At 66.6% G+C, this 19,743-nt stretch carries 17 protein-coding genes and 1 tRNA gene; 8 read left to right on the plus strand and 10 right to left on the minus strand.

Features of this window, described 5'->3' with window-relative positions; genetic code table 11:
• The first annotated feature begins 78 nt into the window (after positions 1-78).
• The 5 genes from JZZ72_RS14850 (at position 79) to JZZ72_RS14870 (ending at position 3,946) form a co-directional block, all read left to right on the plus strand.
• Positions 79-642 (plus strand): DUF2796 domain-containing protein, encoded by a 564-nt coding sequence (locus JZZ72_RS14850; RefSeq protein WP_058541921.1) that lies wholly within the window; start codon positions 79-81, stop codon positions 640-642.
• Position 643: 1 nt separating this feature from the next.
• Positions 644-1,363, plus strand: a complete 720-nt coding sequence (locus tag JZZ72_RS14855; protein ID WP_043861902.1) for an ABC transporter ATP-binding protein — start codon at positions 644-646, stop codon at positions 1,361-1,363.
• Positions 1,363-2,628, plus strand: coding sequence for an ABC transporter permease (locus tag JZZ72_RS14860; RefSeq protein WP_210014649.1), 1,266 nt, complete (start codon positions 1,363-1,365; stop codon positions 2,626-2,628). Before JZZ72_RS14855 ends, JZZ72_RS14860 begins: the two co-directional genes overlap by 1 nt.
• Before the next feature lie 11 nt (positions 2,629-2,639).
• On the plus strand, positions 2,640-3,152 hold the full coding sequence (locus JZZ72_RS14865) for a DUF3299 domain-containing protein (RefSeq protein ID WP_043861948.1): 513 nt from the start codon (positions 2,640-2,642) through the stop codon (positions 3,150-3,152).
• A gap of 110 nt (positions 3,153-3,262) precedes the next feature.
• Positions 3,263-3,946 (plus strand): OmpW/AlkL family protein, encoded by a 684-nt coding sequence (locus tag JZZ72_RS14870; RefSeq protein ID WP_043861904.1) that lies wholly within the window; start codon positions 3,263-3,265, stop codon positions 3,944-3,946.
• Between the two features lie 102 nt (positions 3,947-4,048).
• On the opposite strand, the gene JZZ72_RS14875 is transcribed toward JZZ72_RS14870, so the two are convergent.
• Positions 4,049-4,978 (minus strand): NAD-dependent epimerase/dehydratase family protein, encoded by a 930-nt coding sequence (locus tag JZZ72_RS14875; protein WP_058541922.1) that lies wholly within the window; start codon positions 4,976-4,978, stop codon positions 4,049-4,051.
• Positions 4,971-5,855, minus strand: coding sequence for a sugar nucleotide-binding protein (locus JZZ72_RS14880; protein WP_043861906.1), 885 nt, complete (start codon positions 5,853-5,855; stop codon positions 4,971-4,973). The genes JZZ72_RS14875 and JZZ72_RS14880 overlap by 8 nt, the downstream gene beginning before the upstream one ends.
• Before the next feature lie 254 nt (positions 5,856-6,109).
• On the opposite strand from JZZ72_RS14880, the gene JZZ72_RS14885 reads away from it, so the two are divergent.
• Positions 6,110-6,952 (plus strand): alpha/beta hydrolase, encoded by an 843-nt coding sequence (locus tag JZZ72_RS14885; protein ID WP_054916428.1) that lies wholly within the window; start codon positions 6,110-6,112, stop codon positions 6,950-6,952.
• Between the two features lie 12 nt (positions 6,953-6,964).
• Here the strand turns inward: JZZ72_RS14885 and JZZ72_RS14890 are convergent, their stop codons facing one another.
• Positions 6,965-7,783, minus strand: a complete 819-nt coding sequence (locus JZZ72_RS14890) for a helix-turn-helix domain-containing protein (RefSeq protein WP_043861908.1) — start codon at positions 7,781-7,783, stop codon at positions 6,965-6,967.
• A 168-nt stretch (positions 7,784-7,951) separates the two neighbouring features.
• Here JZZ72_RS14890 and JZZ72_RS14895 point away from each other — a divergent pair, with 168 nt between their 5' ends.
• Complete coding sequence (locus tag JZZ72_RS14895; protein ID WP_210014655.1) at positions 7,952-9,406, plus strand: alanine/glycine:cation symporter family protein; 1,455 nt, start codon at positions 7,952-7,954, stop codon at positions 9,404-9,406.
• Positions 9,407-9,486: 80 nt separating this feature from the next.
• Positions 9,487-10,479, plus strand: a complete 993-nt coding sequence (locus JZZ72_RS14900) for an asparaginase (protein WP_210014650.1) — start codon at positions 9,487-9,489, stop codon at positions 10,477-10,479.
• Between the two features lie 14 nt (positions 10,480-10,493).
• Here JZZ72_RS14900 and JZZ72_RS14905 read toward each other — a convergent pair.
• The 7 genes from JZZ72_RS14905 to fdnG form a co-directional block, all read right to left on the minus strand.
• Positions 10,494-10,589 (minus strand) — tRNA-Sec (locus JZZ72_RS14905).
• Positions 10,590-10,595: 6 nt separating this feature from the next.
• Positions 10,596-12,509, minus strand: a complete 1,914-nt coding sequence (gene selB / locus JZZ72_RS14910) for a selenocysteine-specific translation elongation factor (RefSeq protein ID WP_210014656.1) — start codon at positions 12,507-12,509, stop codon at positions 10,596-10,598.
• The gene (gene selA / locus JZZ72_RS14915; RefSeq protein ID WP_210014651.1) at positions 12,506-13,930 is read right to left on the minus strand and encodes an L-seryl-tRNA(Sec) selenium transferase; all 1,425 of its coding nucleotides are present in this window, start codon (positions 13,928-13,930) and stop codon (positions 12,506-12,508) included. The genes selB and selA overlap by 4 nt, the downstream gene beginning before the upstream one ends.
• 103 nt (positions 13,931-14,033) lie before the next feature.
• Positions 14,034-14,954 carry a formate dehydrogenase accessory protein FdhE gene (gene fdhE / locus JZZ72_RS14920; RefSeq protein ID WP_210014652.1) on the minus strand — a complete coding sequence of 307 codons (921 nt, stop codon included), beginning with the start codon at positions 14,952-14,954 and terminating at the stop codon, positions 14,034-14,036.
• A complete protein-coding gene (locus JZZ72_RS14925) occupies positions 14,951-15,604 on the minus strand; it encodes a formate dehydrogenase subunit gamma (protein ID WP_088514373.1) in 654 nt (217 codons plus the stop codon). The genes fdhE and JZZ72_RS14925 overlap by 4 nt, the downstream gene beginning before the upstream one ends.
• On the minus strand, positions 15,601-16,548 hold the full coding sequence (gene fdxH / locus JZZ72_RS14930) for a formate dehydrogenase subunit beta (RefSeq protein WP_043861915.1): 948 nt from the start codon (positions 16,546-16,548) through the stop codon (positions 15,601-15,603). The genes JZZ72_RS14925 and fdxH overlap by 4 nt, the downstream gene beginning before the upstream one ends.
• Positions 16,548-19,613 (minus strand): formate dehydrogenase-N subunit alpha, encoded by a 3,066-nt coding sequence (gene fdnG / locus JZZ72_RS14935; protein ID WP_146094976.1) that lies wholly within the window; start codon positions 19,611-19,613, stop codon positions 16,548-16,550. The genes fdxH and fdnG overlap by 1 nt, the downstream gene beginning before the upstream one ends.
• Positions 19,614-19,743 lie beyond the last annotated feature (130 nt).

Raw genomic sequence — 19,743 nt, forward strand, 5'->3', positions numbered from 1 at the left:
ATCCAGCGACACTGGTACGCGGCCGACAAGTTGTTATAACATTTCGAAACTCTTTCAGCGCCTTCCGGAGTTCCGCCCATGCGTCGTCTGCTGCTTGCCTTGCCGTTCGCCCTGCTGCCCCTGAGTCTGGTTTACGCCCATGACGACCATGACCATGAGCATGGCAGCCTGGGCGCCCATGAACATGGCGTGGCGCACCTGAACGTCGCACTCGACGGCAATGCCCTGGAGCTGGAATTCGACAGCCCGGCGATGAACCTGGTGGGCTTCGAACATGCCGCCACTTCTGCCACCGACAAGGCCAAGGTCGCGGCCGTGCGCGCCCGGCTCGAAACACCCCTGGCGCTGTTCGGCCTGAACAAGGCAGCCGGTTGCAGCGAAACCGACCAGGACCTGCAAAGCCCGCTGTTCGGCGACAAGCCGGTGCATGACGAGGATGGCGACGCCCACGATCACGAACACAGCGACATCAACGCCCATTACAAACTCGAATGCACCACCCCGGCACAGCTCACCCGCCTGGACCTGGCGCCACTGTTCAAGGCCTTCCCCGCCACCCAGAAGATCCAGCTGCAACTGGTGGGCCCCAATGGCCAGAAGGGCGTGGAACTGACCCCGACCCACAGCGCGATCGACTTCTGACATGGGCCAGGCACTGATCGAACTGTCCCGGCTGGGTTTCGCCTGGCCCGGCCAGCCTGAGCTGCTGGACATCCCGGCGTTGCGCCTGCAGGCCGGCGAGTCGCTGTTCCTCAAGGGCCCCAGCGGCAGTGGCAAGACCACCCTGCTGGGCCTGCTGGGCGGGGTGCAGAAGGCCGACCGCGGCAGCATCCGCCTGCTCGGCCAGGAGCTGGGCGCGCTCAGCCAGGGCCAGCGCGACCGTTTTCGCGTCGATCATACCGGCTACATCTTCCAGCAGTTCAACCTGCTGCCGTTTCTGTCGGTACGCGAAAACGTCGAGCTGCCGTGCCGTTTCTCGCGCAGCCGGGCGCAACGCGCCGGCCAGCGCTACGGCAGTGTGGACAAGGCCGCCGCCAGCCTGCTCGCCCATCTGGGCCTGAAGGACCCGGCACTGCTGGCACGGCGCGCCGACAGCCTGTCGATCGGTCAGCAGCAACGGGTGGCCGCCGCCCGCGCGCTGATCGGCCAACCCGAGCTGGTGATTGCCGACGAGCCGACTTCGGCGCTCGATGCCGACACCCGTGAAGCCTTCATCCGCCTGCTGTTCGCCGAATGCCGCGCAGCCGGCTCCAGCCTGTTGTTCGTCAGCCACGACCAGAGCCTGGCACCGCTGTTCGATCGCCAGCTGTCGCTTGCCGAACTCAACCGCGCCGCGCGCCCTGCCAGCGACCTGGAGGCCTGATGTACCTGCTCCGCCTTGCCCTGGCGAGTCTCGCCAACCGCCGCTTCACTGCCCTGCTCACCGCCTTCGCCATCGCCCTGTCGGTGTGCCTGCTGCTGGCGGTGGAGCGGGTACGCACCGAGGCCCGCGCCAGTTTTGCCAGCACCATCAGTGGCACCGATCTGATTGTCGGTGCGCGCTCGGGCTCGGTGAACCTGCTGCTGTACTCGGTGTTTCGCATCGGCAACGCCACCAACAACATCCGCTGGGACAGCTTCGAGCACTACGCCAGCAACCCGCGGGTGAAGTGGGCCATCCCGATCTCGCTGGGCGACTCGCACCGCGGTTACCGGGTGATGGGCACCACCGAAGCCTACTTCGAGCATTACCAGTACGGGCGCAAGCAGCACCTGCAGCTGGCCAGCGGGCGTGCCTTCGCCAGCGACCCGTTCGAGGTGGTGCTGGGCGCCGAGGTGGCCGACGCGCTGCATTACAAACTCGGCGACAAGCTGGTGCTGGCCCATGGCGTGGCCGCCATCAGCCTGGTCAAGCATGACGACAAGCCGTTCACCGTGGTGGGCGTGCTGCAACGCACCGGCACCCCGGTGGACCGCACCCTGCACATCAGCCTTGGCGGCATGGAGGCGATCCACGTCGACTGGCACAACGGCGTGCCCGCCCGCGGCACCGGCCGCGTCAGCGCCGAACAGGCCCGTGGCATGGACCTCACACCCAAGGCCATCACCGCGTTCATGCTGGGCCTGAACAACAAGATCAGCACCTTCACCCTGCAACGCGAGATCAACGAGTTTCGCGGCGAGCCGCTGTTGGCGATTCTGCCCGGCGTGGCCCTGCAGGAGCTGTGGAGCCTGATGGGCACCGCCGAACAGGCGCTGTTCGTGGTGTCGCTGTTCGTGGTGCTGACCGGCCTGATCGGCATGCTCACGGCGATCCTCACCAGCCTCAACGAGCGCCGCCGCGAAATGGCCATCCTGCGCTCGGTGGGTGCACGCCCCTGGCATATTGCAGGGCTGCTGGTGATGGAGGCGTTCACCCTGGCGCTGGCGGGGATTGCCGCCGGGCTGGGTCTGCTCTACCTTGGCATCGCCCTGGCCCAGGGCACGGTGCAGGCCAACTACGGCCTGTACCTGCCGCTGGCGCTGCCCAGCGCCCACGAGTGGAGCCTGCTGGGGATCATCCTCGGCGCCGCCGTGCTGATGGGCAGCATTCCGGCCTGGCGGGCCTACCGCCAGTCGCTGGCCGACGGTTTGTCCATTCACCTGTGAGAACGCCCGTGATACGTCGTGCCCTGCTGTTGTTGCTGTTGATTGCCCCGCCCCTGTGGGCGGGTGAGCCGCGCACGCTGGAATGGCCGCAATTGATCCCCGAGGGTGCACCGGTGATCGTGCCGCAGATGACCCCACTGCACGACCTTTCGCAGTTGAGCAACGCGCTGGCCGGCGAAAGCGGCCCGGCGGCGCAGCAGCAGGCGCCCGACGCGCCGGTGGTGAAGGCACTGGATGGCCAGCAGGTGAAGCTGCCGGGCTACATCGTGCCACTGGAAGTCAGCGAGGAAGGCCGTACCACCGAGTTCCTGCTGGTGCCGTACTACGGCGCGTGCATTCACGTGCCGCCCCCACCGTCGAACCAGATCGTGCACGTGTTCAGCGAAATCGGCATCAAGGTCGAGGAGCTGTACCAGCCCTACTGGATCGAGGGGCCGATGCAGGTCAAGGCTTCCAGCAGCGAGCTGGCCGAGGCCGGCTACCAGATGGAAGCCGAGAAGATCTACGCCTATGAACTACAATAGAAGCCCCGCGCCAGGGCGTTTGCGGTTTCATTGAGCTGCGTCAAGAATCACCGCCTGTCAGCTCCTTACCATTGGACACATTAAATTCTAAACGTCCTTTGGGAGCTTCCATGAACAAGTCCTTGCTCAGCGCCTCGCTCATTGCCCTCGCGCTTGCAGCCCCTGTTGCCCACGCCCACCAGGCGGGCGATTTCATTCTGCGTGCCGGTGCGATCACCACCGCACCGAACGAAGACAGCGGCGATATCAAGCTCGACGGCACCAAGGTTGGCGGCACCAAGGCCACCCTGGACAGCGACACCCAGCTGGGCCTGGCCTTTGCCTACATGCTGACCGACCACATCGGCCTGGAACTGCTGGCAGCCACCCCGTTCCAGCACGAAGTGGGCGTAAAGGGCCTGGGCGCGGGCCTGGACGGCAAGCTGGCGAACATCAAGCAACTGCCACCGACCCTGTCGCTGCAGTACTACCCGATGGAGCCGACCTCCAAGTTCCAGCCTTACGCCGGTATCGGTCTTAACTACACCCTGTTCTTCGATGAAGACCTGAGCAGCAGCCGCAAGGCCCAGGGCTTCAGCAACATGAAGCTCAAGGACTCGGTCGGCCTGGCCGGCCAACTGGGCATGGACTACATGCTGACCGACAACCTGCTGGTCAACGCCGCGGTCTGGTACGTGGACATCGACACCAAGGCCACCATCGACGGCCCAAGCGCGCTGGGCGTGGGCAAGACCAAGGTGAGCGTGGATGTGGACCCATGGGTCTACATGGTGGGTGTGGGTTACAAGTTCTGACCATGAAAAAGCCCCGATCATTCGGGGCTTTTTTTTGGCTGCGATTCCCGTCAGGGAGATACCGCCTGCAGGAGCCGGCGTTGCCGGCGAAGCTTTTTACGTTCAGCGCCCCAGCAGGTGCGCCAGCCCATCGGCCAGTGGCGTCGGCTCGGGCAGGTCGAAGCGCGCCAGCAGCCGCGCATTGTCGGCCCGCGAATGACGGATATCACCCGCGCGCGCCGGCCCGTGATTGACCTCGGGCAACGGCCCTACCACCTTGCGCAGTGCCTCGAGCAACTGGTTCAGCGTGGTGGCGCGGTTCAGCCCCACGTTCACCGCGCCCTCCTGCACCTGCGCCTGTTCCAGCGCCTGCACCAGCACCGCCACCAGGTCGGCCACATACAGGAAGTCACGGGTCTGCTCGCCATCGCCAAACAGGTTGATCGGCGTGCCGTTGAGGGCGCGCTCGCAGAAGATGCTGATCACTCCCGAATACGGCGACGACGGGTCCTGGCGCGGGCCGAAGATATTGAAGAAGCGGAACACCACCGGCTCCAGCCCATGCTGGCGGCGATAGAAGTCCAGGTACTGCTCGCTGGCCAGCTTGTCCACCGCATAGGGTGTCAGCGGCGCCTTGGGCGTGTCCTCGTCGATGGCCTGGCCTTCACCGTTGTTGCCGTACACCGCAGCGCTGGAGGCGAACAGCACGCGCTTGATGCCGGCCACACGCATCGCCTCGCACACGTTCAGCGTGCCGATGAAGTTGCTCTGGTGGGTCCTGACCGGGTCTTCCACAGAGGCCTGCACCGAGGCCACCGCCGCCAGGTGCACCACGGCCTGGCAGCCCTCGGCGGCCCGGGCCACCAGGGCGGCATCGGCCACGTCGCCCTCGATCAGTTGCAGACGCGGGTTGTCCAGCTGCAGGTTCAGACGCCGACCGGTAGACAGGTCGTCGAGCACGCGCACCGCGTACCCCTTGGCCAGCAGCGCGTCGCTCAGGTGGGAGCCGATGAAGCCGGCCCCCCCGGTAATCAGGATAGGAGCATCAGCCATGACGATAGAACCGGTCCAGTAGGGTCGGCAGGCCGGCGCGCCAGGCACGCGGCTTGATGCCGAAGGTGTGGAGGATTTTCTTGCAGGCCAGCACCGCGTGCTGGGGTTCTTCGGCAGCATCCGGGCGGGCGGCGTGGGCCTGCGCAGTGGGCGCTTCGACGGCCAGCTGACGCAGTTGCCCGGCTTCGCTGAGGATCGCCTGACCCAGCGCCAGCGGCGTGGTCGCCTCGTTGCCGGCGTAATGGTAGGTGCCCCACAGTGGCGCGCCACAGTCCAGTTGCTTGAGCACCGCCAGGATCACCCGCGCTGCATCGTCGACCGGGGTCGGGTTGCCACGCCGGTCGTCGGCCAGCAGCAGTTCCTGCGAGTGCTCGGCGCGGGTCAGAAAACGCCCCAGCACGCCGTCGACGCTGTCGTCGAGCACCCAGCCAAAGCGCAGCAGCACGTGCTGCGGGCAGGTCGCGCGCACGCTCTGTTCGATGCGCCACAACGCCTGGCCACGTTGGCCGAGCGGTACCGGCTCGTCCTTTTCGCTGTAGGCCGTGGCCCGCGAACCGTCGAATACCCGGTAGCTGGAGGGTTGCAGCAAGATGATGTTGTGGTGCTGGCACAGTTCGGCCAGGCGCTCGACCGCACGCTCCTGCGAAGCCAGGCGCTGCTCGCTCACCGATTCGGCCTGGAACCAGTCGAAGTAGTAGGCCAGATTGATAAGCGCATCGGGGCGGGTGTCATCGAGCAGCTGGGTCAGGCTCGCGGCATCCCAGCCCTGGTCAGGTGGGCGCGGCGCCAGAAAGCCGATATCTTCCTCGGCCCCGAGGCGAATCAGCGCTTGCCCAAGGGCATTTCCACCACCCAACAGCATCAGGCGCATTCGCATAGAGTCAGCAGGTCCGGTCAGATAAATTGAGGGAAAGCGGATATTTTGCGGCTTCCAGCAAGCGAAGTCCAACGCGGGGCCGACTGACGCCAAAGTCTAGAGTGTGTCAGCGCAAAGTGTGACGGGTTCAACGTAGTTCAAGAAATAACCTGCGCGCCCACCAGAAATGCCCGACTGCATCTACTGTAAAAGCGTCAGCCTCGCTGGTTCATGTCGACTTGTCGACCCTTCACCCCGGGCAAGAGGACCGCTTCATGCCGATCAAGACGGCCGCACACGGACGTGAGCGTTGGCAATTCGACGAACCCAGCCCGGGCCGCGAGTGCCTGGTGGTCGAAACGTTCGACGGCTACAGCCAGGAAGGTCGCCTGCTGATCCCCGATATCGAGCACGCGCCGCCGCTGTTCATGCTCGGCGGCGCACGCAGCGACTTCACCCACCTCAACCCGCTGCTGTACCGCCTGCAGGCCCTGGGCATCGGCTCGCTGACCGGCAACCTGTCGGGGCACAGCCTGGCCAGCCTGCCGGGGGCCCGGGCGCCGTCGCTGCACACCAACCTGGCCGAGGCGCTGCGCTTCTTTCGCCACGTCGAGCATCGCTGCAACACCGTGATCGGCCACAGCCTGGGCGCAGCGCTGGCGCTGAAAGTGGCAGCGCACCATGCACGCCAGGTGAACAAGCTGGTGCTGCTGTGCCCGGCGGTCTATGCCGACAGCGCCTACGATGCACCGTTCGGCCCGGCCTTCACCCGCGCCATCAGCACCCCCCACGGGTTTCTCGACAGCGACAGCTACAAGTTCCTGCGCAGCTATCGCGGCCAGGTGCTGCTGGTGCTGGGCCAGTACGATGGCCTGCTGGCCGCCCACCATGGGCGAACCCCGGGCACGTCGGCAGGCCATGTGGAAATCGACGGCATGCTGCGCTACAGCCCGATCCCGGCCGAAGTCATCCAGGCGCTGAGCGACACCCTACCCCCCGGGCATTTCGAACAGCTGACCCTGCCCGACTGCGACCACGGCATCGCCGCCCACCTGCGCGCCCATCCCCCACAGGCCGGGGCCCTGGCGCAGCAGGTGGCGGCATTCATTCGCCGCTGAGCACGGCGCCCTTCACTCGATCTCGAACAGGCCGTTGCGAATCGGCCCGACGTTGAGCCGTGCGCGCACATCGTCATCGATGCGCGGGTCATCCGGGCGGTACAGCCGGACCTGGCGGTAGGCATTGATGCGGTTGATTTCCGGGCCCAGGTATTCCCACACCACGCGGGTACACGCCGGAGTGCGCCGGTCACCGCTGGAGACGCCGGTCTTGAGGCCGTTGAGCCGGGTGATGCGGCTCTTGAAGCTGGGAATCAGGATGGTCTGGCTCATCTCGTTGACCGTCAGCGATTCGTAGTCGATCAGAAACACCCGGTCCTGCAACTGAAAGGCCGCGCCCAGGTAGCGGCAGCGCACCCAGTCTTCGGCCTGCACGTCGGTGCTGCTGGAGCGCTCCTGGCGTTCCTGGCGCTCGAACAGGAACGTGCCGCGTTCTTCGCGCAGGTGCACCAGCGACAGCAGGATGCTGCCCGGCACCGACATGCAGTTGGAATATTCGAAGTAGTAGCCGCAGTAACGCGACAGATTGCCCTCGTGCTCGCGCAGCGGGCGCAGCAGTTCCAGCAACGGGTCGGCCTGGGCCGGGCTGGCAAGCGCCGAGCTGCGCGCACCGATCAGGCGCGCGAACTGTTCCGGCGGCAGGCCCAGTTCGTAGTCCTCGACGCCGAAGAAGTCGCCGATGCGCTTGAGGTTGTACGCCGTCGGCTGGCTCTGCCCGCTCAGGTACTTGTTGAACTGCGCCCGGTTGATCGACAGCTGCCGGCAAACCTCGGAAATAGAGCGGTAATGGCTGCACGCCAGCTTGAGGTTGGGGCCCAGGTGTTGACTCATTGATCAGGTACCGATTGATGCGATAGGCGCCAGCTTAGCATCAGGTCGCATCAACTCAGAGCAACCCGCGAAATTGTAACGACGTTTGTCATGACCAACCATGCGCCCCCAGGCAAACGGCGCACGCCGTCAGCCACTGTCATTCAGAACAAGAACCGAGGTCACGCCATGCTCGAAGTGCTCAACGATTTCCTTTCGGGGAAGCTCCTTATCGTGCTTATCGTCGGACTGGGAAGCTATTTCACCCTGCGCTCGCGATTTGTGCAGTTTCGCCATTTCATCCATATGTTCGGCGTATTCAAGGAATCGTTGCGCGGCCAGGCGGGCCAGTTGAGTTCGTTCCAGGCACTGATGCTGAGCCTGGCCGGGCGCGTGGGTGCCGGCAACATCGCCGGCGTCGGTATCGCCGTGACCCTGGGCGGCCCGGGCGCGGTGTTCTGGATGTGGGTGACGGCGCTGGTGGGCATGTCCAGCAGCTTCTTCGAATGCACCCTGGCGCAGGTCTACAAGCGCGCCGACGGTGACGGCCTGTACCGCGGCGGCCCGGCCTACTACATCCTGCACGGCCTCAACCTGCGCACCATGGCAGTGGTGTTCTCGGTGTTGCTGCTGGTGACCTACGGCTTCGCCTTCAACGGCCTGCAGTCGTACACCGTGACCCACTCGCTGCAGAACGCCTTCGGCTTCGCCCCGGAGCACACCGGGATTGCCCTGGCCGTGCTGCTGGCCATCGTGTTCCTGGGCGGGATCAAGCGCATCGCCTCGGTGTCCGACCTGCTGGTGCCGGTCAAGACCCTGGCCTACATCGGCGTCACACTGTACGTGATCGGCAGCCAGATCGAACACGTGCCGGCCATGCTCGAAACCATCTTCAAGAGCGCCTTCGGCCTGGACCCTGCGTTCGGCGGCCTGCTGGGCAGTGCCATCGTGATGGGCGTCAAGCGTGGCGTGTTCGCCAACGAAGCGGGCCTTGGCAGTGCGCCCAACGTGGCCGCCGTGGCGGCAGTGAAACACCCTGGCGCCCAGGGCGTGGTGCAGGCATTCAGCGTGTTCCTCGATACCTTCGTGATCTGCACCTGCACCGCGCTGCTGATTCTGCTGTCGGGCTTCTACACCCCGGGCTTCGAAGGTGACGGCATCGTGCTGACCCAGAACTCGCTGGCTGCCGTGGTCGGTGACTGGGGTCGCCTGTTCGTCAGCGTGGCGCTGTCGCTGTTCGTGTTCACCTGCATCCTCTACAACTACTACCTGGGCGAAAACAGCCTGCAGTTTCTGACCCGCAACCGTGCGGTGCTGATGGTCTACCGTGCCCTGGTGCTGGCGCTGATCGTGTGGGGCTCGGTGCAGAACCTGTCGACCGTGTTCGCCTTCGCCGACATCACCATGACGTGCCTGGCCTTCGTCAACCTGATCGCCCTGGCGCTGCTGTTCAAGATCGGCCTGCGCGTGATGCGCGACTACGACGACCAGCGCAAGGCAGGCATCAAGCAGCCGGTATTCGACTCGGCCAGGTTCCCCGACCTGGACCTGGACACCCAGGCCTGGCCTGCTGTCCAGCCCGCTGAAAGCGTACGCCCTGCCAGCGTGGGCGAAGCTCAAGCTCAAGCTCAAGCGCAACGCTGAGCAACCCTGTGCCGCCGCCCCGTTCGCGGGCGGCAGCCGATTCGCGATGCCCCTTTTCTCACCTGCCTGGAATGCTCACCATGCGCGCGGTCAAGAACCTTCTCGTCCTCTACACCGGCGGCACCATCGGCATGCTGCAAACGCCCCATGGCCTGGCGCCGGCCGGTGGCTTCGAGGCACGCATGCGCGCCTGGCTGGACACGCATCCAACGCCACCCCGGGTGGACTGGCGCCTGCAGGAGATGTCACCGCTGCTCGACAGCGCCAACATGCAGCAGGCCAACTGGCTGGCCATGCAGGCGGCCATCGTCACGGCGGTGACGCGTGACGGCCACGACGGCATCCTGCTGCTGCACGGCACCGACACCCTGGCCTACAGCGCAGCAGCGTTGTCGTTCCTGCTGCTGGGGCTGGATGTGCCGGTTGTGCTCACCGGCTCGATGCTGCCGGCCGGCGCACCGCACAGCGACGCCTGGGACAACCTGCACGGCGCCCTGGCCCTGTTCGAAAGCGGCCTGCAAAGCGGCGTGCAGCTGTATTTCGCAGGCCAGCTGCTGCACGGCGTACGGGCCAGCAAACTGCGCAGCGAGGCCTTCGATGCGTTTGCCGCGCCGGCGCGCCACCGCGAAGGCAGCCGCGCCAGCGCGTTGCCCGCGGTACTCGACTATGCCCAGCCGCGGGTGCCGGTGAAACTGGCGGTGCTGCCGGTGTACCCCGGCTTGCAGGCCGAGCAGGTGCAGGCACTGGTGGCGAGCGGCGTGCGCGGCCTGCTGCTTGAATGCTATGGCAGCGGCACCGGCCCATCGGAAGATGCAGCACTGATGCAGGCGTTGCAGAAGGCGCGCCAGGGTGGCGTGCTGATTGCCGCCATCAGCCAGTGCATCGAGGGCAGTGTGCTGTTCGATACCTACGCCGCCGGCAGCCGCCTGCGCGAGACCGGCCTGGTATCGGGCGGTGGCATGACCCGCGAGGCGGCGCTGGGCAAGCTGTTCGCCCTGCTGGGCGCGGGGCTGGACATCGACACCGCCGAGCACTGGTTCGCCCTGGACCTGTGCGGTGAACGGGTGGCCTGAGGCCCCGCGAAAAATGGCGGAAGGCAGCCGGAGTCGAACCTGCCCGGGAACGGCTGCCGTCCCCAACCGGGTTTGAAGCCCGGCCGCGCCACCGGGCGCGATTGCCTTCCTTGAATTCAGTTGTCGCCCGGTTGAGCCAGGGCATTGTCGCGGCGGATGCGGCGCTGGTCGCCCAGGCGCCGGGTCAGGCCGATGCGATCGAAGTATTCCAGCACCTGGATGCTGCGCTTGCGCCCGATACCCAGCGCATCACGAAAAACCGTCACCTGCACCTCATCACCCGCCATGCGCAACAGCATAGCCGCCATTTGCCGCACTGTGGCCTCGGGATAGAACAGATCGCGCACCACCTGGTGCACCTGGCCCAGACGCGCCATCTTGCGCAGCAGCAGCCGTACCTCGGCTTCTTCGCTGCCGGTGGCGCGGGCCAGGTCGCGCACCCAGGGCGGATCGAAACGCGCCGCCAGCAGCAACGGTTGCACCTGTTGCCAGAGCGCCGTGTCGGCCTCGTTCAGGCGCGCCTGGTGCGTGGGCAGGTGCAGCCACGGGCCGCTGCTGGCAATCGCCTGCTCGCCCAGCAACTCGTCCACCAGGCTGATGAACGCCGGCCGCTCCAGTGCCAGGCTGGCGAAACGGCGCAGGCGGTCGCGGTCAGGGCCGAGCTGGTCGGGTTCGAGCTCGTGAAAACGCGCCAGTTGCGCCAGCACCCGGGCCTTGAGCGCCTGCCATTGCGTCGTGTCGAACAGCAGCGGCCCCTGCCGCGTGGCCACCACCTGCACCTGCGCATCCAGCCGCCAGTGGTTGCGCAAGCGATTGAACTGGCGCTCCAGGCGCTGTGGGTCGAGCCCGCCCGTGCCTTGCGCAAGCAGCGCCGGCAAGGCCTGTTCCAGGCTGTCGGCCGCCGCCAGTGCCTGCAGCTGCGCCAGCCGCTGCGGGCTGCGGCGCTGGCGGGCCGGGGCGAATGGATCGAGTATGCGCCCGCCGCCAAGGGTGCGCTGGGCGCTCTGGTCGCGCAGCACCACGGGGTCGCCATGCACCGCCTGCACCGGCGCGTTGACCAGCAACTGCGCGAACATGCGCGCCCCGGGCGCCAACCGCTCGCCCTCCAGCAATGCCACGCGGGCGGTGACATCCTGGGTGCCCAGGTGCAGGTGCACCGGGCTGAAGTGCTCGAGTGCACGAGCTTCCCCGGCCAGCAGGTGCAGTTCGATATCCAGCCGCTGAGTGGGCGCATGCAGCCACTCGGCCAGCAGCCAGTCACCGCGGTGGATATGCTCCAGCGCCAGCCGCTCGGCGCTGATGTTCAGGGCCACGCGCTGCCCGGCGAAGGCCTGGGTCGCGACCTGGTTCTGCGCGTGCAGGCCGCGCACCCGCACCGGTTTGCCCGCCTTGCCCAGCACCAGGCTGTCGCCCACCTGAACCTGCCCGGACAACGCGGTGCCCGTGACCACGATACCGGCCCCGGCCACGCTGAAGGCCCGGTCGATGGCCAGGCGAAAAGCGCCACCCTGGCTACGCGGCTGCAGGGCGTGCTGCGCGGCGAGCAATGCCCGACGCAGTGCCTCGATACCCTGGCCGCTGACACTCGACACCGCGAACTGCGCCGCCCCGGCATACGGTCCCGGCGCAAGCAGCCCGCGCACCTGGGCCTGCACCGCCTGCACCCGCGCCGGCTCGACCCGGTCGCATTTGGTGATGGCCACCAGCGCCTGCGCGATGCCCAGCAGTTCGACGATGGCCAGGTGCTCGCGGGTCTGGGGCATCACCCCGTCGTCGGCCGCCACCACCAGCAGCACCAGGTCGATACCCTGGGCGCCGGCCAGCATATTGTGGATAAACCGCTCGTGGCCCGGCACGTCGACAAAGCCGGTCAAAGGCGCATCCGCCGCCAGCGCTGCATAACGGTAGCCAAGGTCGATGGTGATGCCGCGTTCACGCTCTTCGCGCCGATGGTCGCCAGCCTGGCCGGTGAGGGCTTCGAGCAGCGCGGTCTTGCCATGGTCGATGTGCCCGGCGGTGCCGACGATCACGTGGGCAGTACCGCCAGTTGCGCCAGCTGCGCCAGCCACGCGGGTTCGTCATCCAGCTGGCGCAGGTCGAGCCACAGCGCGTCGTCGTCCAGGCGCCCGAGCACCGGGATGGGCAACGCGCGCAAGGCCGCTTCCAGCGCCAGCAGGCTGCGACCGCGCAGGCGCTTGGACACCTGTGGGCGCATGCACAGCGCAGCACTGGGCAGGCGTGCCACCGGCTGGCTGCCGCTGCCGATCATGCCCAGTGCAGGCAGCGCGGCAACGCTCCACGACGCGCCCAACGCCTGTGCCATGCGCGGCGCCAGGCGTTCGGCCTGGGCCAGGATCTCGGCTTGCGGCCGGGTCAGCAGGCGCAGGCTGGGCAGGCGCTCGGCCAGGCGGTCGGGGTCGCGGTACAGGCCCAGCACCGCTTCCAGCGCGGCGAGGGTCAACTTGTCGACCCGCAGGGCACGCTTGAGCGGGTTCTTCTTGATGCGCGCGATCAGCGCCTTGCTGCCCACGATGATCCCGGCCTGCGGACCGCCGAGCAGCTTGTCGCCGCTGAAGGTAACGATATCGGCGCCATCGGCCAGGGCCTGACGCACCGTGGGTTCGGCGGGCAGGCCCCAGCGGGTCAGGTCGAGCAGGCTGCCGCTGCCCAGGTCTTCGAGCAGCGGCAGGCCGTGCTGGTGGGCCAGTTGCGCCAGCTCGGCGGTGGGCACATGGCTGGTGAAGCCTTCAATGCTGTAATTGCTGCAATGCACGCGCATCAGCAGGCCGCTGCGCGGGTTGATTGCCGCTTCGTAGTCGCGGGCGTGGGTGCGATTGGTGGTGCCCACCTCGTGCAGCCTGACCCCCGCGCGGGCCATGATGTCGGGGATGCGGAATGCACCACCGATCTCGATCAGTTCGCCGCGCGAAATGATGCCCTCCTTGCGCGCGCCCAGGCTGTTGAGCGCCAGCAGCACGGCGGCGGCATTGTTGTTGACCACGGTCACGGCCTCGGCGCCGGTGAGCTCGCGGATCAGGCCTTCGATCAGGTCGTCACGGTCGCCGCGCTTGCCGCTGTCCAGGTCGAACTCGAGGTTGAGGGGGTGGCGCGCGGCAAGCTGGACGGCCTCGATGGCGGCTTCCGGCAGCAGCGCGCGGCCCAGGTTGGTGTGCAGCACGGTGCCGGTGAGGTTGAACACCCGGCGGATGTGGCTGCGGTGCCGGGCGGCGAGGCGTTCGTTGGTGCGGCCGGCGAGCACCTCGGGGGCCAGTTCGGCAGCGCCGAGCTGGCCGTGGCGGGCGGGCTCGCGCAGGTCATCGAGCAGTTGGCGCAAGGTGGCGAGCACGGCGTCGCGGCCGTAGCGGTCCACCAGGGGAACGCAGGCGGGGCTGCGCAGGAGGGTGTCGATGGAGGGTAGACGGTGGGTGCACTGAGTGACGTTGGAGGACATGCAAAAACGCTCCGGCCTATGTAGGAGCCGGCCTTGCCGGCGAATGGAACACCGCGCAGGGACGGATCCCACAGTGTAGTGCGCCCTTCGCGCAAGGCCGGCCCTACAGGCCTGGGGCCAGCAACAGGTTCGGCGCCAGGCGCTGGTAGCCCTCCTGATCCAGGCGCATGTCCAGTGCCAGACTGGCCAGGTCTGCCGACAGGGCCTCCGATTGCGCATCGCTTTCAAGGTAGACCAGCTTCAGGTAACTGTGGCATTCGGGGCAGCATTCGGCCCGCAACGGCGCCTGCCCGGCGACATGGCGGTCATCCTCCAGGCTGAAGTACTGCAAGCCCTTGCTTTGCTCGCAATACACGCACTTGACCCGCACTGCATGCCATTCACAGGCACACAACGCACACACCAGATAGCGCAGGCCGTTGTACTTGCCGCGGTGGCGGATTACCCCCGCCATCGCCGGCGAACCACATGCCGGGCACTGCCCCAGGCTGTCGCCGGGCTTGAGTTCGACGCCGGGCATGGCCAGCAGCCAATGGCTCCACGCCGCCTGCAGCGCGGCCCCCAGAAACGGCACCAGCGCCGCCGGCACCGCGCTGTACTGCCCGCCCAGCAGTGCCAGCGCCCACACCATGCGCTGCCCTGCCCCGGCCTCGCGCAATTGCGTCTGGGCCTGATGCGCCAGCGGCGAAGACGCCTCGTAGCGTTGCAACAGGGCATCCAGCCAGCCCTGCCAGGCGCCCTCGCGCACCAGGCTGTCGGCGGCCAGTGGCGCCAGGCCGTGGGTCACGCACAGTTGCAGGCGCTGCGGGTCGGGCATGGCCGCTGCCGGCGGGTTGTCCAGCAACCCCTGCTGCACGCGGCACAACCCGGCCACGAAGCGCAGGTAGTCGCCCAGCGCATGCCCCTCGGCCAGCAGGTCGAGGCGTTCGGCACGCAGCGCAAACAGCTGGGGCGGTGGCGGGTGCAGAAACGGCGGCGAACTGGCCGACGCCTGGATCTGATCGGGTTCCATCACGGTACTCAAGGCTTGGCTCCTTTGTGCGTGTCGGGCCGCTCGTCCCGAGTGACCTCCCGGTACCATAGCGCATGGTGCTTGCGCGCCCACGCGCGGCTGACCCAGCCATGCAGCATCGCGCTGACCGAGCCCTTGATCCAGATGCCGGCATAGATGTGCACGATGATGCTCAGCACCAGCACGAAGCCGGCCAGGGCATGCAGCAGGGTGGCCAGGCGAATGGTGTCGATACCGAAGTACGCGCTGAAGTAGGCACGCCAGATCACCACGCCACTCACCAGCAGCACCAGCATGCACGCCAGCAGGGTCCAGAACAGCAACTTCTGCCCGGCGTTGTACTTGCCCACCGGTGGTACGCCCTCCTCCTCGTTGCGGATCACCCGGTCGACCCGGCGCAGCCACTGCCGGTCGGTGGCGGTGATGAAGTTGGCCCGCCAGAAGCGCAGCACCAGCCCCAGGAACAGCACGAACATCAGCACACCCATGAACGGGTGCAGGATGCGCGTCCACGGCCCGCCGCCGAACAGGTGGCTGAGCCAGAACAGCGCCGGGTGAAACAGCGCCAGCCCCGACAGTGCCGCCATGAAGAACAGGATCGCCACCAGCCAGTGGTTGGTGCGCTCGTTGGCGGTGTAACGCAGTATCGGCTTGTGCTTCATGGCCGTTGCTCCCCTGGTGCGGTGGGCTTGCCCGGGTCATACACATGCACCGACGGGTCGACCTGATGCACGCTGGTGTCAGGATGCTCGTCATCCTCTTCCTCGACCCGCTGCGGGCCGATGCGCACGTAGTGGAAGAACCCGGCCAGCACCGCCGCACCCATGGCCAGCAGCGCCAGCGGTTTGCTCACGCCCTTCCACAGCCCGACCAGCGGGCTGATCACCGGGTTGTCGGGCAGCCCCGCGTACACGCGCGGCGTGTCGGCGTGGTGCAGCACGTACATCACATGGGTGCCACCCACGCCGTCCGGGTCGTACAGGCCGGCATGCTCGAAGCCCCGCGACTTGAGGTCGACGATGCGTTCGGCGGCGTGCTCCTGCATGTCGGTCTTGCTGCCGAACACGATGGCGCCGGTGGGACAGGTCTTCACGCAGGCCGGCTCCAGCCCCACGGCCACGCGGTCGGAACACAGGGTGCACTTGTAGGCCTTGTGATCCTTCTGCGAGATGCGCGGGATGTTGAACGGGCAGCCGGTGATGCAGTAGCCGCAGCCGATGCAGTGGTCCTGGTTGAAGTCGACGATGCCGTTGGCGTGCTTGATGATCGCCCCCGGGCTGGGACAGGCCTTGAGGCACCCGGGGTCGGCGCAGTGCATGCAGCCATCCTTGCGGATCAGCCACTCCAGGTTGCCGTCGGCGGTCTCGTGCTCGGTGAAGCGCATCAGCGTCCAGCTTTCAGCACTGAGGTCCTGCGGGTTGTCATAGGTGCCGTGGTTGTGACCCACCTCGTCGCGCAGCTCGTTCCATTCCGAACACGCCACCTGGCAGGCCTTGCAGCCGATGCACTTGGTGGTGTCGATCAGCTTGGCGACCTGCTCCTGCTGGCGCACCGAGGGGGGCAGCGTGGTGGTGGCCGAACGGGCAATGATGTCTTGGCTGGCCATCAGATTTTCTCCACGTTGACCAGGAACGACTTCGATTCCGGGGTCTGTGTATTGCCATCGCCGAGGAACGGCACCAGGGTGTTGGTCAGGTAGCCATGCCGCGTCAGCCCGGTGAAGCCCCAGTGCAGCGGGATACCGACCTGGTGCACGGTCTGGTTGTTGACCTGCAGCGGACGAATCCGCTTGGTGACGACCGCCACCGCCTCGATATGCCCACGCTTGCAACTCACCCGCACCCGGTCGCCGGCCTGGATACCCTTCTGTTGCGCCAGCACTTCACCGATCTCGACGAACTGCTCGGGCTGGGCGATGGCGTTCAGGCGCGCATGCTTGCTCCAGAAGTGAAAGTGCTCGGTCAGCCGGTAGGTGGTGGCCGCGTAGGGGTAGTCCTTGGCCTGGCCGAGGGTGTCCCACACCGAGTCGAAGATGCGTCCGGCCGGGTTGCTGGTGGCCTTCTTGTTGGTGGGGTGCAGCGGGTTGATCCCGATCGGCGTCTCGAAGGGTTCGTAGTGCTCGGGGAACGGGCCTTCGGCCATCTTGTCGACGGCGAAGAACCGGGCCACCCCTTCGGGGTTCATGATGAACGGGTTCATGCCCGCCTCGGGGGGCACGTCGGCCTTGTAGTCCGGGGTGTCGGTGCCGGTCCAGGCCTTGCCGTTCCACCATACCAGGCGTTTTTTCGGGTCCCAGGGCTGGCCTTGCGGGGTGGCCGAGGCACGGTTGTAGAGGATTCGCCGGTTCATCGGCCAGGCCCAGGCCCAGCCCAGGTTCTGCTTCATGCCATACGGGTCGCTGTTGTCGCGCCGAGCCATCTGGTTGCCCTGCTCGGTCCAGCTGCCGCAGAAGATCCAGCAGCCGGACGCGGTACTGCCATCGTCCTTGAGCTGGGCGAACCCCGACAGTTGCTGGCCGCCCTTGAGCGCAGCGCCGGTGGCATCGACCTGATCGGTCACGGCCACGCCGTTGAGCTCCCTGGCCAGCTCTTCGGGGGAGGGTTCGTCGGCGACCTTGTACGGCCAGCTGAGGTTGAGCAGCGGTTCGGCAAACGCGCCACCCTCGGCGCGGTAGCGTTCACGCAGGCGCAGGAACAGGTCGCTCATGATGCGCACGTCGGTACGGGTTTCGCCCGGGCCGTCGGCGCCCTTCCAGTGCCACTGCAGCCAGCGGCTGCTGTTGACCAGCGAGCCGTCCTCCTCGGCGAAGCAGGTGGTGGGCAGGCGGATGACCTCGGTGGCGATGTCGGCCGTGCTGACGTCGTTGTACGGCCCTGCGTTGCGCCAGAACTCCGAGGTTTCGGTGGCCAGCGGGTCCATCACCACCAGCCACTTGAGCTTGCTGAGCGCGGCAGTGACGCGGTTCTTGTCGGGCAGCGCAGCAATCGGGTTGAAGCCCTGGCACATATAGCCGTGCACCTCGCCCCTGCCCATCATGTCGAACATCTTGAGCACGTCGTAGCCTGGGATGTCGAGCTTGGGCAGCCAGTCGTAGCCCCAGTGGTTCTCGGCAGTGGCGTTGGCGCCATACCAGGCCTTCATCAGGCTGACATGGAACTTGCCGTAGTTCTGCCAGTACGACAGCTGCCCAGGGCGCAGCGGCTTGAGGGCGCGCTTGGCGATGTAGCCGTCGTAGTCCTGCTCGGCATCACCGGGCAGGGTCAGGTAGCCCGGCAAGGAGTTGGACAGCAGGCCCAGGTCGGTCAGGCCCTGGATGTTGGAGTGCCCGCGCAGGGCGTTGACCCCGCCACCCGGCATGCCGACGTTGCCCAGCAGCAGTTGCACCATCGCCGCGCTGCGGATGATCTGCGCACCGATCGAATGCTGGGTCCAGCCCAGGGCATAGAGGATGGTCATGGTCTTGCCGGGTGTGGAGCAGGTGGCGATCTCTTCCCAGATCTTCTGCATGCTGGCCTGGGGCATGCCGCAGGTCATGCTGGCGAGCTCCGGGGTGTAGCGGCTGTAGTGCTGCTTCATCAGCTGGTAGACGCAGCGCGGGTCCTGCAAGGTCGGGTCGACCTTGGCGAAACCGTCTTCACCCAGTTCGTAGCCCCAACCGGACTTGTCGGCATAGGTACGCTTGGCCGCATCGTAGCCACTGAACAGCCCGTCCTCGAAGCCGAAGCCGGCTTTGACGATGAACGACACGTCGGTGTAGTTGCGCACGTACTCGTGCTGGATCTGGTCAGTGCTGAGCAGATAGTTGATCAGGCCGCCCATGAAGGCGATGTCGCTGCCGGTGCGAATCGGCGCGTAGTAATCGGCCACCGAGGCGGTACGGGTAAACCGTGGGTCGACCACGATCAGCCGCGCCTGGTTGTGCGCCTTGGCTTCGGTCACCCATTTGAAACCGCACGGGTGCGCTTCTGCTGCGTTGCCGCCCATCACCAGGATCAGGTTCGCGTTGGCGATATCGGTCCAGTGATTGGTCATGGCACCACGGCCGTACGTCGGGGCAAGACTTGCCACCGTCGGGCCGTGTCAGACACGCGCCTGGTTGTCGAACCCCAGCATGCCCAAACTGCGAATGACCTTGTGGGTCAGGTAGCCGGCTTCGCTGGAAGCCGCCGAGGCCGCGAGGAACCCGGTGCTGAGCCAGCGGTTGACGGTCTGGCCCTGGGCGTTTTTCTCGATGAAGTTGGCGTCGCGGTCGGCCTTGACCAGCTCGGCCACGCGGTCCATGGCCTCATCCCAGCTGACGCGCGTCCACTCGTTGCTGCCCGGCTTGCGCACCTGCGGGTACTGCAGGCGACTGGGGCTGTGGATAAAGTCCAGCAGGCCTGCACCTTTAGGGCACAGGGTGCCGCGGTTGACCGGGTGATCGGCGTCGCCTTCGACGTGGATGATGCTCTGCGCCACGTTCTTGCCCGCATCGCCCTGGCTGTACAGGATCAGGCCGCAGCCGACCGAGCAGTAGGGGCAGGTGTTGCGGGTTTCCTTGGTGCGGGCCAGCTTGAAGTGGCGTATCTGTTCGGCGAAGGCCGGCGTGGGGGCCATGCCCAGCGCCGCCAGGCTCGAACCTCCAAGGCCGATGGCGGCGACCTTGAAAAATTGCCGACGGTTGAGATCCATCGTGCACTCCTGATCAGGTGGTGGACGCGCGGAGCATTGCCGGCGTCTCGTGAACAGTCACGGTGGCGGCCACTGGGTGGTCGTCAATATTCACTCTAGCCAAGATCGGGCCAAGCACCATTAAAACGGA

It is taken from the genome of Pseudomonas palmensis, assembly GCF_017848315.1.
Classification (GTDB): Bacteria; Pseudomonadota; Gammaproteobacteria; order Pseudomonadales; family Pseudomonadaceae; genus Aquipseudomonas; species Aquipseudomonas palmensis.

Excerpts from the sequence above, each read along its gene's own strand:
- JZZ72_RS14850 (WP_058541921.1), top strand. The coding sequence starts at position 79 with ATGCGTCGTCTGCTGCTTGCCTTGCCGTTCGCCCTGCTGCCCCTGAGT.
- JZZ72_RS14855 (WP_043861902.1), top strand. The coding sequence starts at position 644 with ATGGGCCAGGCACTGATCGAACTGTCCCGGCTGGGTTTCGCCTGGCCC.
- JZZ72_RS14860 (WP_210014649.1), top strand. The coding sequence starts at position 1,363 with ATGTACCTGCTCCGCCTTGCCCTGGCGAGTCTCGCCAACCGCCGCTTC.
- JZZ72_RS14870 (WP_043861904.1), top strand. The coding sequence starts at position 3,263 with ATGAACAAGTCCTTGCTCAGCGCCTCGCTCATTGCCCTCGCGCTTGCA.
- JZZ72_RS14875 (WP_058541922.1), bottom strand. The coding sequence starts at position 4,978 with ATGGCTGATGCTCCTATCCTGATTACCGGGGGGGCCGGCTTCATCGGC.
- JZZ72_RS14880 (WP_043861906.1), bottom strand. The coding sequence starts at position 5,855 with ATGCGAATGCGCCTGATGCTGTTGGGTGGTGGAAATGCCCTTGGGCAA.
- JZZ72_RS14885 (WP_054916428.1), top strand. The coding sequence starts at position 6,110 with ATGCCGATCAAGACGGCCGCACACGGACGTGAGCGTTGGCAATTCGAC.
- JZZ72_RS14890 (WP_043861908.1), bottom strand. The coding sequence starts at position 7,783 with ATGAGTCAACACCTGGGCCCCAACCTCAAGCTGGCGTGCAGCCATTAC.
- JZZ72_RS14895 (WP_210014655.1), top strand. The coding sequence starts at position 7,952 with ATGCTCGAAGTGCTCAACGATTTCCTTTCGGGGAAGCTCCTTATCGTG.
- JZZ72_RS14900 (WP_210014650.1), top strand. The coding sequence starts at position 9,487 with ATGCGCGCGGTCAAGAACCTTCTCGTCCTCTACACCGGCGGCACCATC.
- selA (WP_210014651.1), bottom strand. The coding sequence starts at position 13,930 with ATGTCCTCCAACGTCACTCAGTGCACCCACCGTCTACCCTCCATCGAC.
- JZZ72_RS14925 (WP_088514373.1), bottom strand. The coding sequence starts at position 15,604 with ATGAAGCACAAGCCGATACTGCGTTACACCGCCAACGAGCGCACCAAC.
- fdxH (WP_043861915.1), bottom strand. The coding sequence starts at position 16,548 with ATGGCCAGCCAAGACATCATTGCCCGTTCGGCCACCACCACGCTGCCC.